At 47.9% G+C, this 16,222-nt stretch carries 12 protein-coding genes and 1 pseudogene; 4 read left to right on the forward strand and 9 right to left on the reverse strand.

Annotated features, from left to right (window positions below):
- From D7D25_RS17980 to D7D25_RS07980, 3 genes and pseudogenes are all read left to right on the forward strand, one after another.
- Positions 1 to 195, forward strand: a pseudogene (locus D7D25_RS17980) (hypothetical protein); the annotation flags it as partial.
- Between the two features lie 547 nt (positions 196 to 742).
- Positions 743 to 1,414: a Spi family protease inhibitor gene (locus tag D7D25_RS07975; RefSeq protein WP_122968454.1), complete on the forward strand. Its 672-nt coding sequence runs from the start codon at positions 743 to 745 to the stop codon at positions 1,412 to 1,414.
- The gene (locus D7D25_RS07980) at positions 1,411 to 2,205 is read left to right on the forward strand and encodes a hypothetical protein (RefSeq protein ID WP_122968455.1); all 795 of its coding nucleotides are present in this window, start codon (positions 1,411 to 1,413) and stop codon (positions 2,203 to 2,205) included. The genes D7D25_RS07975 and D7D25_RS07980 overlap by 4 nt, the downstream gene beginning before the upstream one ends.
- Positions 2,206 to 2,388: 183 nt before the next feature.
- Here D7D25_RS07980 and D7D25_RS18490 read toward each other — a convergent pair whose 3' ends face one another.
- Complete coding sequence (locus D7D25_RS18490; RefSeq protein ID WP_255417234.1) at positions 2,389 to 2,520, reverse strand: hypothetical protein; 132 nt, start codon at positions 2,518 to 2,520, stop codon at positions 2,389 to 2,391.
- Positions 2,521 to 2,550: 30 nt separating this feature from the next.
- Positions 2,551 to 3,048: a metallophosphoesterase gene (locus D7D25_RS07990; protein WP_122968457.1), complete on the reverse strand. Its 498-nt coding sequence runs from the start codon at positions 3,046 to 3,048 to the stop codon at positions 2,551 to 2,553.
- 182 nt (positions 3,049 to 3,230) lie between these two features.
- Here D7D25_RS07990 and ppk1 point away from each other — a divergent pair, with 182 nt between their 5' ends.
- On the forward strand, positions 3,231 to 5,309 hold the full coding sequence (gene ppk1, locus D7D25_RS07995) for a polyphosphate kinase 1 (protein WP_122968458.1): 2,079 nt from the start codon (positions 3,231 to 3,233) through the stop codon (positions 5,307 to 5,309).
- Positions 5,310 to 5,326: 17 nt separating this feature from the next.
- On the opposite strand, the gene D7D25_RS18260 is transcribed toward ppk1, so the two are convergent.
- From D7D25_RS18260 to rplK, 7 genes are all read right to left on the reverse strand, one after another.
- Complete coding sequence (locus D7D25_RS18260) at positions 5,327 to 5,464, reverse strand: DUF6364 family protein (RefSeq protein ID WP_221407979.1); 138 nt, start codon at positions 5,462 to 5,464, stop codon at positions 5,327 to 5,329.
- A 122-nt stretch (positions 5,465 to 5,586) separates the two neighbouring features.
- The gene (gene rpoC, locus D7D25_RS08000) at positions 5,587 to 9,867 is read right to left on the reverse strand and encodes a DNA-directed RNA polymerase subunit beta' (protein ID WP_122968459.1); all 4,281 of its coding nucleotides are present in this window, start codon (positions 9,865 to 9,867) and stop codon (positions 5,587 to 5,589) included.
- Between the two features lie 155 nt (positions 9,868 to 10,022).
- Entirely contained in the window at positions 10,023 to 13,835 is a 3,813-nt protein-coding gene (gene rpoB, locus D7D25_RS08005; RefSeq protein ID WP_122968460.1) for a DNA-directed RNA polymerase subunit beta, read from the reverse strand.
- Between the two features lie 96 nt (positions 13,836 to 13,931).
- The gene (gene rplL / locus D7D25_RS08010) at positions 13,932 to 14,309 is read right to left on the reverse strand and encodes a 50S ribosomal protein L7/L12 (RefSeq protein ID WP_019538916.1); all 378 of its coding nucleotides are present in this window, start codon (positions 14,307 to 14,309) and stop codon (positions 13,932 to 13,934) included.
- A 175-nt stretch (positions 14,310 to 14,484) separates the two neighbouring features.
- A complete protein-coding gene (rplJ, locus tag D7D25_RS08015; protein WP_122968461.1) occupies positions 14,485 to 14,997 on the reverse strand; it encodes a 50S ribosomal protein L10 in 513 nt (170 codons plus the stop codon).
- 17 nt (positions 14,998 to 15,014) lie between these two features.
- Positions 15,015 to 15,716, reverse strand: a complete 702-nt coding sequence (gene rplA / locus D7D25_RS08020) for a 50S ribosomal protein L1 (protein ID WP_122968462.1) — start codon at positions 15,714 to 15,716, stop codon at positions 15,015 to 15,017.
- 16 nt (positions 15,717 to 15,732) lie between these two features.
- Positions 15,733 to 16,179: a 50S ribosomal protein L11 gene (rplK, locus tag D7D25_RS08025; protein ID WP_122968463.1), complete on the reverse strand. Its 447-nt coding sequence runs from the start codon at positions 16,177 to 16,179 to the stop codon at positions 15,733 to 15,735.
- Between the last annotated feature and the right edge of the window lie 43 nt (positions 16,180 to 16,222).

The following is a 16,222-nucleotide window of genomic DNA, read 5'->3' on the forward strand; positions in this document are numbered from 1 at the left end:
TTTTTTGCCGCCGGGTTGGCCGCGTTTACCGCTGCCACATTTATATGGTGGTTCTTTCTCACCACTTTGGTTGCCCGGTTACGCAAACATTTTAACCGGAGAGGATTGGTAATTCTTAACCGGAGCGTAGGAATCATACTGATGTTGCTGGGAGCAGGCGAGAGCATCCTGTCACGGTTTCCCGGACTGTTTTAACCCTTTATATGCAACCCTTTTATTATTGGTTTTTATTTTTAGAAATGATAATTATTCTTTCAACTACTATTTTGTCTTGTTTCGTGAATTAAACAGTTCACGGGTTGTAAGAATATCTGTAAACCCTTTTTCCTGACTTCGACACAGGGACACCCTAATAATTCGTCCAAAAATCCTCATCAAAAAGTTGGTCTATAGATTTGTGTCTTGGCGTTATCAGCATAGTTCTTCTACTCATTGTCTCTCCACTTTTCGGGAGTTTGATTTTTAGCGTGGTAATGGCTTTTGCTATACTTAGTACCTTATCCACACTCTTCCCGACTCTCTTAATGGCATGCTTTCTTTCTTTTAAGTGGCCCGCCACATTTCAATAAATGAAAACCCAAATCCATCAAAAAATTGCTAAAAAACAATGGATGAAAAAATTCAAAACGGATTCTAACATAAAATAACTTTAATCGCTGCTTTTTATGGATAAATAACATAATTTATTTGGAATTTTGCTTTTTCTGTTTTAATTTCGTGGAAAATCTAAAAAACATACCACATGAAAAAAAACCTATCACCAATCGGACTTGCTTTTTTGTTAGCAATTTTATTACAGAGTTCGTTTACAAGTTGTAGTAAGATGGATAATCTGCTATATACTCATGATATGGAAAGAGATATATCTATTGGCGATTCGGATAAGAAAATAACAAATCTGTCCAATCAAGATGAAACTCTGTATAAAGTAACCTTGGATGACGCAAAGAATCTTTTAAAGGCGCTCCAATATAATGAGCGTTCAAAAATTGAGGCGTTCGAGGTAAATAGTGACACGCTCCTGTATATAGTCAATCACAACAAAGGATGGACTATTATTGCAGGAGACAAACGAATAAATCCAATCATTGCAGAATCTGATGAAGGAATGCTTTTAAAATCCTCTACCAATGAAAATTTAATGACGTGGATAGACAGCTACGCTGATGCACTCAGAGTTATCCAATCGGGTGATACTCTATCTATTAAAACAAACAATAAGGTCACAGAAAACGAATACACAAAATTGTGGTCGAAAATCTCTCCGAATAAGTCAAAAGTTGACTTGGAAACGACAAAATCGGTTACATACAAATGGGCTGTTGTGTCTTATACTTACTTTGATCGTGAGACTTCTAACCTAGTGATACCTCCTTTGATATCCACAAAATGGGGGCAAGGATTGGGGATATGATGGAGATAACGACAATGGTCTTTTCAGCAGTTATCCGGACGCAACATGGACATATTTGGATAGAGAATATAAATACGATAAGAAAATTCATTATGACTTCAGGTAGAATTTTTATTTATTTGTTTACAGCGATATTAGTGATGTCCTGCAGCGGCGAAAACGATACAATAGTTGGAAATCATGGATGGCACTTGAATTACATTCATCGGCCGGCTGAGAGTTTAATAGCCTATCACAATGATTATTTGCCAAGCATCATTGACACCACATGCGCAGATTTACATATCTTTGTAACAAGTGCTCTCAAAGTACAACCAGGCTATTCCACACCTCACCACTATTCCATCGATGGAGACAAGGCGATTGAGCTGCAACTTGCAAACTTTCTTGATCCTGATAATGACAAGTACACTGGCGATGTGCCTATTCATGTAGAATACAGAACAGAGGCTTGCAAGTCTATTCGCATCACCATGTATGATAAGAACGGTTCATTCATATCTGATATAACAGACCAGGCACGTTTCTTTTATGTCAGCAATCCAAACTCCCACTCGGAAGTAGGAGAAAATATTATCATCGATTCTGAGAAAAAACTGTTAGGCAAAATTAAGATAGGAACAACCATAAAAGAATACTTGTCCTATAATCCCCTTGTGTTTGCTGAAGCTCATTTTATTTTTGACGGAATTGACAAGGAAAGCTTCTCGAATGGAAATTATACAGAAGTTGAAATCGAATTGAGTAACGGAATCATATTGACATCTTCTTCTTCCATTCGTGGAAAATAAGAAATATCAAGTTTTTTTGCCGCCGGGTTGGCCGCGTTTACCGCTGCCACATTTATATGGTGGTTCTTTCTCACCACTTTGGTTGCCCGGTTACGCAAACATTTTAACCGGAGAGGATTGGTAATTCTTAACCGGAGCGTAGGAATCATACTGATGTTGCTGGGAGCAGGGGAGAGCATCCTGTCACGGTTTCCCGGACTGTTTTAGTTTCTTTTCCCATCTTTCCACCTCTCCACCTTTCCACCTCTCCACCTCTCCACCTCTCCATCTTTTCCCCTTTTCACTTTTCACTTTTCCCCTTTTCCACCTCTTCACCTTTCCGCCTTTCCACTCCCTCCACTCCCTCTACTCCGGTTTCCCTATCTCGATCACTTCCAGATCTCTGATATCGCCGTCGTCCAATACAAAACGGAGAAGGGTACGCACCTGGTGAAACCCGTACTTGCCGGCAGCGCCGGGATTCATGTAGAGACATTCCAGTTTCTTATCGTACATCACTTTGAGAATATGGGAGTGCCCGGCAATAAACAGTTTCGGAGGGTTTGCCCGTAATTGTGACAGGACGCCGGGATGGTAGCGACCGGGATATCCCCCTATATGGGTGATCATTACGTCCACCTTCTCCAACATGAATCGCAAGGTGTGCGGATAGGCGCTGCGGACTACCGCATCGTCGATATTACCATACACTGCCCGAAAAGGCTTTAATGCTTCGAACCGTTGGGCCAGTGCCGCGGAGCCGATGTCGCCCGCGTGCCATATCTCGTCGCAGGAGGTAAAGTACGTCTCGAATTTCTCATCCCAATGGTTATGAGTATCGGAAAGCAGGCCGATTTTTTTCATACGCTTGAACTCTTTTTTATCGGTTTAATACAAAGATAAATTTTTTCGCACAAAGAAATCCGAAGTAAAAGGGCTTTACTTCAGGCTTTGGATCTAAAACGGCGAAGATGAGTCTTCAAAGAGGGTTTATTCGAACAAACTTTGTATTTTTGAGGTTTAATGTGTAAATAAAGTCGGCTATAATGGGAAATCATCAATACTCTTATTTCAAACGTGATATCAGCTGGTTGTCATTCAACTACCGCGTATTGCTGGAAGCGAAAGACGAACGGTTGCCGGTGTATGAGCGCATCAAATTTCTCTCCATCTATTCTTCCAATCTCGAGGAATTTTATAAAATACGTGTTTCAGGATACCATAGTTCTCTGCTGGAAAGCATAGACCGGGATGAATCTGTAGAGGAGGCGAAGAAAACTCTCGTGCGGATCAACAGGGAAGTCACTGCCCAGGAGAAGGAGTATGATGATATCTTCAATAAGATGATCCTGCCGGAACTCAAGCGCAACGGTATCATATTATATCAAACCGACAAGGTGGAGCCGTTCCATCAGGAATATGTGAAGAAGTATTTTAACGAAGAGGTATTTCCCTATTTGCAGCCCATGATCATTCAGAAGGATGATATTCATTCGTTCATTCAGGATGCCCGCATCTACCAGGTGATCAGTCTCCTGAAAAAGAAGAAAAAGTCTGACAAGCTGGGATATACCTATGCCATGATGAAGATCCCCTATACCAAAATTCCCCGGTTTATTCAACTTCCCTCGTATGAAGGCAATCATTATATCATGTTTATCGATGATGTGATCAAAGCGAATATGCGGAGTGTATTTCCCGGATATGAAATTGTGGATTGCTTCAGCATCAAGATTTCACGTGATGCCGACTTCTCATTGGAAGATGAAGACAGGAAAGATATTGCCGAAGAGATCCTGCGCAAGGTGCGTAAACGTAAGATAGGGGCGGTTACCCGTTTCCAGTATGATAAAAATATACCGGATTATTTTCTGCGATATCTCCGTGACGTATACGAGATCGAAGAGGAGGAAATGCTTCCTTCCGGCCGTTATTTGAACAGAGCCGATCTTGCGAAACTACCCAATCCGGTGGGTGACTCACTCAGACAACAATTACCTCCACCCCTCAGGGTGCCGGAATTGGAAGCCAACAACTCTCTGCTGAGGGTACTGCGGAAACAGGATGTGCTGCTGCATTTTCCCTACCAGTCGTTCGACTATCTGCTGCGATTCCTCTTACAGGCGGCTTTCGATCCGAAGGTGCTGGAGATCAAAGTGACCCAATATCGGGTGGCGGAGAACTCGGCAGTCATCAACAGCCTGATCAGCGCGGCGAAGAACGGGAAAAGGGTGACGGTCTTTGTCGAACTAAAAGCCCGCTTCGATGAGATGAATAATTTCCTTACCTCCGAACTGATGCAGCAGGCAGGGGTGAAGATCATTTACAGCCTGCCGGGGCTGAAGGTGCATGCCAAGCTGGCTTATGTGCGCAAGCGTAGTAACGACCCGGATGATCCTATCAAAGGTTACGCTTACCTGGGGACAGGCAATTTCAATGAAAAAACGGCCCGTATCTATTCCGACAAGGGGTTGCTTACTTCGAATAAAGAGTTTATCAAAGATATCGACGAAGTATTCCGTGTGTTGGAGGGAAAACCCCACATGCGTACCTTCAAGCATTTGTTGGTGACGCAGTTCAATATGCTTCCCGAAATCCAGCGGTTGATTGAACGGGAGATCGAACATGAGAAAAGTGGAGGCACAGGGCATATCATCTTAAAGATGAACAGCCTGGAGGACAAGGGGATGATCAATGCGCTTTACCGCGCCAGCGAGGCGGGGGTGAAGATCGACCTGATTATACGCGGTATCTGCTGCCTGGTGCCGGGACAGCCCTTCAGCAAAAATATCACCGTGACCCGTATCGTGGACGCCTATCTGGAGCATTCGCGGGTCTGGTATTTCTTCAATGGGGGCGAGGAGGATATTTACCTGACGTCGGCCGACTGGATGCGGCGTAACCTGCACCGCCGCATCGAGGTGGCCTTTCCCATTTATACCCAGCCGCTGAAGCGGCAGATCATCGACATACTGAAAATACAACTAGCCGACAACCAGAGCGCGGCGTGGATCGACGAGAACCTACAAAACATGTTCAAACGGGATGTGAAGCCGGAGGATGCCTCCCCTGTGCGCGCGCAGCAGGCAATTTATGAATACCTGAAAAAATCGACCGGGCAGTAAGGCCATTTTTATCTTCGTCACTCTCCAAAGCGTACCCCCATTACTTCAATAAATTTGGAGATGAGCTTGGATAAACTCACATTATTTTCTTTGGCGTATGATCTCGCATATTCAATGATATCCTTATCAATGTTTAATGTTAGTTTAGTAGTCATATTTCATACTATTTGTTACGTGCAAGTATAATTATATATTACGTAGCAAACAAATGAATCAAATAAAAACCCGTGCCGGAAATTCCGGTACGGGTTTTATTTGATTGTTTCCGAAGAGGTGTTTATTCCGTGGCCTCCTGGAACAGGTTTACACGTTTGTTGGCGTTCAGCTTTTCGAAGTCTTCGCGTGAGCCGACTACCAGTTTGTCGAATTCCCTCTGGCCGGTTCCGGCGGGGATAAGATGGCCGCAGATCACGTTCTCCTTCAAGCCTTCGAGGGTATCGGTCTTGCCGTTGATGGCGGCGTCGTTCAATACCTTGGTGGTTTCCTGGAAGGAAGCGGCCGACATGAAGCTGGTCGTCTGGAGCGCGGCGCGCGTGATTCCCTGCAACACCTGGTTGGCGGTGGCGGGAACGGCATCGCGTGCCTCCACCGGTTTCAGGTCGCGACGCTTCAGCGAGCTGTTCTCGTCGCGCAACTTGCGGGCGGTGACGATCTGTCCCGGTTCGAACAATTGCGAGTCGCCGGCGCTGACAATCACTTTCTTGCCCCAGATGCGGTCGTTCTCTTCCATCATCTCGCTCTTGTCGACGAGTTGTTGTTCGAGGAAGCGGGTGTCTCCCGGATCCACCACTTCCACCTTGCGCATCATCTGGCGTACAATCACTTCGAAGTGTTTGTCGTTGATCTTCACGCCTTGCAGACGGTACACGTCCTGTACCTCATTTACGATATATTCCTGCACGGCAGTCGGCCCCTTGATGGCCAGAATGTCGGATGGGGTGATAGCTCCGTCGGAGAGCGGCATCCCCGCGCGTACATAGTCGTTTTCCTGTACCAGTATCTGCTTGGAGAGCGGCACCATGTATTTCTTTGTCTCTCCTGTTTTGGAGGTGACGGAAATCTCCTGGTTACCCCGTTTGATCTTACCGAACGATATCTCGCCGTCGATCTCGGCCACTACCGCCGGATTCGACGGGTTACGGGCTTCGAACAGCTCGGTCACACGCGGCAGACCTCCCGTGATATCACCGGCTTTACCAACGGCACGCGGTATCTTCACCAACACATCCCCCGCTTTGATATCGTCGTTCTCGTTCTTCACGATGTGAGATCCGAGCGGCAGGGTGTAGGTACGCAGGATATCGTCGTTCTCATCCGCGATATGTGCCGAAGGCGCTTTGGTTTTATCGCGCGATTCAATGATCACTTTCTCCTTCAAGCCGGTCTGTTCGTCGGACTCGACTTTGTAGGTGATATTCTCGGTGAAATTTTCGAACCGGATTTTTCCGGACGCTTCGGAAACGATGACCGCGTTGAACGGGTCCCATTCGCAGATCAGGTCGCCTTTCTTCACTTTGTCGCCCTGGTTGAAATAAAGCTTCGAGCCATAGGGAACGTTATGTGCTAACAGCACGATCTTAGTGTTGGGATCTATGATGCGCATTTCCACCAACCGGCTTACCACCACCTTGTAGGGCTTGCCTTCGGCGTCGGTGGTCTCCACGTAGCGGAGCTCGTCGAATTCGAGCGTGCCGTCGTATTTGGTGACGATGCTGTTCTCGGTGGCGATGTTGGAGGCGATACCTCCCACGTGGAACGTGCGCAGCGTAAGCTGTGTTCCCGGTTCGCCGATGGACTGGGCGGCGATAACTCCTACTGCTTCGCCCCGTTGCACCATTCTTCCGGTAGCAAGATTCCTGCCGTAACATTTGGCACAGACACCGTGCGATGATTCGCACGTGAGCACCGAACGGATCTCCACCCGTTCAATGGGCGATTCCTCAATTTTCTTGGCTATATCTTCAGTGATCTCTTCTCCCGCGTTCACAATGATTTCTCCTGTGTTGGGATGTTGCACATCGTGTACCGACACGCGCCCCAGGATGCGTTCATAGAGCGAGGCGATCACCTCGTCGTTGTTCTTGATGGCGGTGGCAACCAGGCCACGCAAGGTGCCACAGTCTTCTTCGGTGATGATCACATCCTGCGATACGTCTACCAGACGGCGGGTGAGATACCCGGCATCGGCCGTTTTCAACGCGGTATCGGCAAGACCCTTGCGGGCACCGTGGGTGGAGATGAAGTACTCGAGCACCGACAATCCCTCTTTGAAGTTCGCCAGGATGGGGTTCTCGATGATCTGCGCTCCTTCAGCACCGCTCTTTTGCGGTTTCGCCATCAATCCGCGCATACCCGACAGCTGCCGGATCTGTTCGCGCGAACCGCGGGCGCCCGAGTCGAGCATCATATATACCGAGTTGAATCCCTGGTCGTCTTCGGCAAGTTGTTTCATCAGGATATTCGAAAGCTTGGAGTTGATATGCGTCCAGGTGTCGATGATCTGGTTGTAACGTTCGTTGTAGGTGATGAAACCCATATTGTAGTTATCCATGATCTGCTCCACTTCGGCATATCCCTCGGCGATAAGCGTCTCTTTTTCGGCAGGGATGATCACGTCTTCGAGGTTGAACGAGAGTCCGCCCTTGAATGCCATGTAATAACCCAGGTCCTTGATATCGTCGAGATACTGCGCTGTACGGGCTACCCCGCAGGTCTTGATCACTTTACCGATGATGTCGCGGAGCGATTTCTTGGAAAGCAGTTCGTTGATATATCCTACTTCTTTAGGGATGGCTTCATTGGTGATCACGCGTCCCACGCTCGTTTCGTGCATCTTGCGGATCGGATTGCCTTCTTCATCGATGTCATCCACGATCACTTTCACCAAAGCGTGCACATCTACTTTGCCTTCGTTGTAAGCAATGATAGCTTCCTCTTCCCCGTAGAAGGTCATGCCTTCCCCTTTGGCGCCGGGACGGATCTTGGTAATATAGTACAATCCGAGAACCATGTCCTGTGAAGGAACGGTGATGGGGGCCCCGTTGGCGGGGTTGAGGATGTTGTGGGAGGCCAGCATCAGCAATTGCGCCTCGAGGATAGCCTCGTTGCCGAGCGGCAAATGGACTGCCATCTGGTCGCCGTCGAAGTCGGCATTGAAGGCGGTACATGCGAGCGGGTGCAACTGAATGGCTTTCCCCTCGATCAGCTTGGGCTGGAATGCCTGGATACCCAGACGGTGGAGGGTGGGGGCACGGTTCAGCAGTACCGGGTGACCTTTCATCACATACTCAAGGATATCATATACCACCGGCTCTTTTCTGTCGACGATCTTCTTGGCAGATTTTACCGTCTTGACAATACCCCTCTCGATGAGCTTGCGGATGATAAACGGTTTATAGAGTTCGGCCGCCATGTCTTTGGGCAGTCCGCATTCGTGCATTTTGAGTTCGGGGCCTACGACGATTACCGAACGGGCGGAATAGTCCACACGTTTTCCGAGCAGGTTCTGACGGAATCGTCCCTGTTTCCCCTTCAAACTGTCGGAAAGAGATTTCAACGGACGGTTTGATTCGGTTTTGATGGCACTCGATTTGCGTGAGTTGTCGAACAGCGAGTCCACCGCTTCCTGCAACATACGCTTTTCGTTCCGCAGGATCACATCGGGCGCTTTGATGTCGATAAGACGTTTCAGACGGTTGTTGCGGATAATCACACGGCGATAGAGGTCGTTCAGGTCGGAAGTGGCGAAACGTCCCCCATCCAGCGGCACTAACGGACGCAGATCGGGCGGAATAACGGGGATCACTTTCATGATCATCCATTCCGGTTTGTTGATGTTTTTCGATCCGCGGAAAGCTTCTACTACCTGCAGTTGCTTCAACGCCTCATTTTTGCGCTGTTGCGAGGTGTCAGTGCTTGCGCGGTGACGCAACTGGTGAGCCAGCTTGTCAAGGTTGATCCTTTCCAGAAGTTGGAGGATAGCCTCCGCCCCCATCTTCGCGATGAACTTGTTGGGGTCGCTCTCTTCGAGCAATTGGTTTTCCTTGGGCAGCGTGTCGAGCAACTGGAGGTATTCATCCTCGGTGAGGAGGTCTCTCTCGGCCACCTGACCTTCCAGCGCCCCGGGTTGGATCACCACATATCTTTCATAATAGATAATGGAGTCCAGTTTCTTGGTCGGGATTCCCAGTAGGTATCCTATCTTGTTGGGAAGTGACCTGAAATACCAGATGTGAGCCACCGGAACCACCAGGTGGATATGTCCGGTACGTTCGCGGCGCACTTTCTTCTCAGTCACTTCCACCCCGCACCGGTCGCAGACAATGCCTTTATAGCGGATGCGTTTGTATTTTCCGCAGTGACATTCGTAATCTTTTACCGGTCCGAAGATCCGCTCGCAGAACAAACCGTCACGTTCGGGTTTGTAGGTGCGATAGTTGATGGTCTCGGGTTTCAACACTTCGCCGAAAGAGTTTTCCAGAACCTGTTCGGGCGAGGCCAGCCCAATCGTGATTTTTGAGAAGTTACTCTTTATTTTGTTCTCTTTTCTAAATGCCATATACTAATCAGTATAAAGAGTTATTTTGTTTAATTTGCTAATAATTCAATGTGCCAATGTGCCAATGTGGCGATCCCGACAAATCGGGACAAGCAATGCCAATGGTTACAGTTGTTGTGAGCATGATGCGTGTCGGGACATTAAATTATTGTTGATCAGTCGAGACTGACGTTAAGGCCCAGTCCTTTCAACTCGTGAAGCAAGACGTTCAATGATTCGGGGATCCCGGTCTGTGGCATCGGCTCACCTTTCACGATGGCTTCATATGCTTTGGAGCGGCCTACCACATCGTCTGATTTGACGGTGAGTATTTCCTGAAGGATATGTGCCGCGCCGAATGCCTCGAGCGCCCAAACCTCCATCTCTCCGAAACGTTGACCCCCGAACTGCGCCTTACCGCCCAACGGCTGTTGCGTGATAAGCGAGTAGGGACCAATGGAACGGGCATGCATCTTGTCTTCCACCATGTGGCCGAGTTTGAGCATGTAGATGATACCCACGGTTGCGGGTTGGTCGAAACGCTCACCGGTACCACCGTCATAGAGATAGCTCTTGCCGTATGCCGGCACCTTGGCCCTATCTGTCCAGGTGTTCAGGTCCTCGAGCGACGCTCCGTCGAAGATGGGAGTGGCGAATTTCACCCCCAGTTCCTGTCCGGCCCATCCAAGGACGGTCTCGAATATCTGCCCGAGGTTCATACGTGAAGGCACGCCCAGCGGGTTGAGTACGATATCCACAGGTGTCCCGTCGGCAAGGAAAGGCATGTCTTCCTGGCGTACAATCCTGGATACTATCCCCTTGTTGCCGTGGCGCCCTGCCATTTTGTCTCCTACCTGTATCTTCCGCTTTTTGGCCACATATACTTTGGCGATCTGCATGATTCCCGAAGGAAGCTCGTCACCAATGGTAAAGTCAAAACGTTTCCGTTTCAATTCCGCATCCAGTTCCTTGTGACGGTGCAGATAGTTGATGACCGTGGTGCGGATCTGCTCGTTCTTTTGGGCATCAGCCGTCCATTTGTTCAATTGGATCGATTGGTAATCGATCTCAGCGAGCACCTTGTGTGTGAATTTTGCTCCTTTGGGAACAATATCCATATTGGTGTAGTCTTTCACTCCCACAGAGGTCCTGCCTTCGGTGAGTGCGAGCAACTTGTTGATAAGCAATTTCTTCAACTCTTCCATTTTGAGCTCGTACTCCTCGTCGAGTTTGGGAAGAAGCGCTTTGCTGGAAAGTTTGGTCTTTCCTTTCTTGGATGCTTTCGAGAAGAGGTTCGTATGAATGACCACCCCTTTGAGTGAAGGGGATGCCTTCAGGGAGGCATCTTTCACATCGCCGGCTTTGTCACCGAAGATGGCGCGGAGCAGTTTTTCTTCGGGTGACGGGTCAGACTCCCCTTTAGGGGTGATTTTACCGATGAGGATATCTCCTGGTTTGATGCGCGCTCCCACGCGGACGATCCCTCTTTCATCGAGATCTTTGGTCGCCTCTTCACTCACGTTGGGAATATCGGAAGTGAGTTCTTCCATCCCTCGTTTGGTTTCACGCACCTCAAGAGAGAATTCTTCCACATGGACAGAGGTGAAGATGTCTTCACTTACCAACCGTTCGTTCAATACAATAGCATCCTCGAAGTTATAGCCTTTCCATGGCATGAAGGCCACTTTCAGGTTTCTTCCCAGTGCCAGTTCTCCGTTTTGCGTGGCGTATCCTTCGGTGAGGATTTGGCCCGCTTTCACCTTTTGCCCCACTTTGCATACAGGACGAAGGTCGACGGTGGTATTCTGATTGGTCTTCCGGAATTTGGGAATGTTGTAAGTTTTTACGGCATCCTCGAAACTGGTGAATTCCTCCTCCTCAGTCCGGTCATATTTTATTTTGATGGTAGTGGCATCTACATAGAGTATTTCACCGCTTCCTTCGGCCATGATCTGGGTACGGGAGTCTTTGATAACCTGACCCTCAATACCTGTGCCCACGATAGGCGATTCGGTTCTCATCAACGGAACGGCCTGGCGCATCATGTTCGATCCCATCAACGCGCGGTTGGCATCGTCGTGTTCAAGGAACGGAATTAACGAGGCGGCGATAGAAGCAATCTGCATGGGAGAGACATCCATCAGTTCCACCTGTTCCGGGGCGATCACGGGATAGTCGGCATCCTGCCTTGCTTTCACGCGCGGGTTAATAAATCTCCCCTTGTCGTCAAGCGGCGCGTTTCCCTGTGCGATCAGCTTGTCTTCTTCCTCCTCGGCGGCAAGATAGATGACCTCGTCGTTGTTGATGTTCACCACCGCGTTCTCTACCTTGCGGTAGGGAGTTTCGATGAATCCCAGATCGTTGATCTTCGCATAGACGCAAAGCGAAGAGATAAGCCCGATATTCGGTCCTTCAGGTGTTTCTATCGGACAAAGACGGCCGTAGTGGGTGAAGTGCACGTCGCGTACCTCGAATCCGGCGCGCTCACGCGAAAGTCCGCCCGGTCCGAGCGCCGAGAGACGGCGTTTGTGGGTGATCTCAGCAAGCGGGTTGGTCTGGTCCATGAACTGCGAGAGCGCGTTGGTGCCGAAGAACGTATTGATGACCGACGAGATGGTTTTCGCGTTGATCAGGTCTATCGGGGTGAAAACCTCGTTGTCACGCACATTCATTCTTTCACGGATAATACGTGCCATGCGGTTCAGACCTACGCCGAACTGAGTATACAATTGTTCCCCTACCGTGCGCACACGCCGGTTGCTGAGGTGGTCGATATCGTCCACCACGGCTTTGGAGTTGACAAGCTCGATAAGGTATTTGATGATCTCAATCATGTCTTCTTTGGTGAGGACACGTGTATCGACATCGATATCGAGATTCAGTTTTTTGTTGATCCTGTAGCGGCCCACGTCGCCCAGGTCATATCTTTTCTCCGAGAAAAAGAGATTGTTGATTACCTCCCGGGCGCTGGCGTCATCAGCCGGCTCCGCGCTCCTGAGCTGACGGTAGATGTGACGGATGGCATCGATTTCCGTATTACTCGGGTCTTTCTGTAATGTGTTGTAAATGATAGAATAGTCGGAGGTGTTGGCCGTTTCCTTGTGCAACAGGATAGAAGCGACACCCGATTCGATGATATCGTCGATATGCCCCTGTTCCAGGACGGTCTCACGTTCAATGATCACCTCATTCCTTTCGATGGAGGTTACCTCACCGGTGTCTTCATCGACAAAATCTTCCATCCATGATTTCAGCACGCGGGCAGCTAACTTGCGTCCCAGCACTTTTTTGAGGTTTGCCTTATTGACTTTTACCTCTTCAGCCAGGTCAAAGATCTCAAGAATATCCTTGTCGCTTTCGAAGCCTATGGCCCGAAGCAGTGTGGTGACCGGTAATTTTTTTTTCCGGTCGATATAGGCATACATCACATTGTTGATGTCCGTAGCGAATTCAATCCACGAACCCTTGAAGGGAATGATACGGGCTGAGTAAAGCACGGTGCCGTTCGCGTGCAAGCTCTGTCCGAAGAATACGCCGGGAGAGCGGTGCAATTGTGAGACAATTACCCGCTCGGCGCCGTTGATGACGAACGTGCCCTTTTCGGTCATATAGGGAATGGTACCGAGATATACATCCTGAATGACAGGAGTGAAATCTTCGTGGTCGGGATCGGTACAATAGAGATACAACTTTGCCTTCAGCGGGACACTGTAAGTGAGCCCTCTGTCTATGCACTCGTCGATGGTATAGCGCGGAGGATCCACATAGTAATCTAAAAATTCAAGGACGAAGTTGTTCCGGGTATCCGCGATGGGGAAATTCTCCGTGAAAACCTTATACAATCCTTCATTCTTTCTACTTTCGGGGGGGGCGTCGAGTTGAAGGAAATCGTGAAACGATTTTAACTGTACCTCCAGAAAATCGGGAAATTCAAGCGGATTTTTTATCGACGCGAAATTGATTCTTTGATTGGCGTTATTTGAAGACATGGATGTGAGTTTTTGAACCTACTATATATTGACACAAAAGGTTAAGAATCTTCAGGTAGAAGATTCCTAACCATATTAACCTAAATTAGGTAAATGTTATTTAAGTTCAACTTCTGCTCCCGCCTCTTCAAGTTGTTTTTTCAAAGCGTCTGCCTCGTCTTTTGATACACCTTTTTTCAATTCGCTGGGAGCGCCGTCCACCAAATCTTTGGCTTCTTTCAAGCCAAGTCCGGTGAGTTCCTTTACAGCCTTAACTACAGCAAGTTTTGCCGAGCCCGCGCTCTTAAGGATTACATCGAATTCAGTTTTTTCTTCAGCTACAGCTTCTCCGGCTGCGGCAGGACCCGCGGCAACGGCAACAGCCGCGGCTGCCGGTTCAATACCATATTCGGTTTTTAAAATTTCAGCCAGTTCATTAACCTCTTTTACTGTCAGGTTAACCAGGTCTTCAGCAAATTTTTTTAAGTCTGCCATTGTTGTATTTGTTTAATTGATTACTAATTCTGTTTGTTGTGAAATTAATTTTGCACTATTTCGTTGAGCACATGCGGAAACAAAGCTTGCTTTGATCATGCTGGGCGGAGAAATAGTCTAGTGGATTGGATTGGTCGACTATCTGGTCCGGCAAAACAAGTTGCCCGCGGGATAGTTATCTTTCCGACAATGTCTTTAACACCCCGTGGATCGTGTTGCCACCGGATTGAAGTGCGGAAATGACGTTCTTTGCAGGTGATTGCAATAATGTGATCACGTCTCCGAGTAACTCTGTCTTGCTCTTGATATTCACCAGTTCCTGTAAAGTGTTTCCTCCGATGAAGAAACTTTCCTGAACGTAAGCGCCTTTTAAAGCCGGTATTTTATCGGCTTTATACTTGTCGATGAGCTTGGCAGGAGTATTCGCTACGTTGGAGAACATAATGGCTGTGTTCCCTTTCAAAAGGGGATACAGTTCGCTGTAATCTCTTTCGAGCGATTCGAATGCTTTCTGCAATAAGGTGTTCTTCACCACTACCAGCTTGATCCCCTGCTTGGAGCATTCCCTTCTTAAATTACTCGTCTTCGCCGCATTGAGTGTGGCGATGTCGGTAAGATAGAAGTTTTCATACTCCTGGAGATTAGCGGCTATCTGCTCTATTATCTGTTTTTTATCTTCCTTTTTCATACGATTCCCTCACTTTTTTAGTTAGACTCATCCGTCGACTTCGTGTCCACTTTAATACCCGGACTCATCGTACTGGAAAGATAAATACTCTTGATATAGGTACCTTTTGCCGCAGTCGGTTTTAATTTGATCAACGTTTGGATAAATTCTTTTGCGTTGTCTCGAATTTGTTCGGGCGTGAAAGATACTTTTCCAATAGAGGTGTGAATAATACCGGCTTTGTCTACCTTAAAGTCGATTTTCCCTTGTTTTACCTCATTCACGGCTTTCGCCACGTCAGGGGTAACGGTTCCGCTCTTGGGGTTTGGCATCAGTCCTCTTGGCCCTAAAATACGGCCGAGGGCGCCAATCTTACCCATGATCTGCGGTTGTGTGATGATTACATCCACATCGGTCCAACCTCCTTTAATCTTTTCGATATATTCATCGAGTCCCACATAGTCTGCGCCGGCCTCTTTGGCAGCGGCTTCAGCTTCTGGAGAGCACAATACGAGAACTCTTACTTGTTTACCTGTTCCGTGAGGAAGGGATACAACCCCTCTCACCATCTGGTTAGCTTTACGCGGATCCACGCCGAGGCGCACATCGATATCCACAGAAGCATCGAACTTGGTGGTGGTGATTTCCTTCACCAGTGCCGCGGCTTCTTTTAGTGAATAGGTCTTTCCCTCTTCAATCTTGCTTAAAGCCAACTTTTGATTCTTTGTCAGTTTACCCATGTCTCAATTGAAGTTTTTAATTAATATTTTCCGGGAAATCCCCTTTGACTGCGATACCCATGCTCCGAGCCGTTCCGGCTACCATCCGCATCGCTGATTCAAGTGTGAAGCAGTTCAAATCGGGCATTTTTTCCTCGGCAATAGCCTTTACCTGTTCCCAGGTAACTTCCGCTATTTTCTTACGGTTAGGTTCTGCTGAACCGCCCTTTTGTTTGCTGACTTCTAAAAGCTGAATCGCAACCGGTGGAGTTTTAACAATAAAATCAAAAGACTTGTCGGTATAATAAGTGATCACCACTGGCAACACTTTTCCGGCTTTGTCCTGAGTTCTGGCATTGAATTGCTTGCAAAACTCCATAATGTTGATCCCTTTGGAACCTAACGCAGGCCCTACCGGGGGAGATGGATTTGCAGCTCCTCCTTTGATTTGTAATTTTAGTTGTCCGGCAACTTCTTTAGCCATTTTTTTGATTTTAATAAATTGGGGTTTTCGAAACACTTTAAAG

Origin of the sequence: Proteiniphilum sp. X52, assembly GCF_003712195.1 — a bacterium.
Taxonomy (GTDB): Bacteria; Bacteroidota; Bacteroidia; order Bacteroidales; family Dysgonomonadaceae; genus Proteiniphilum.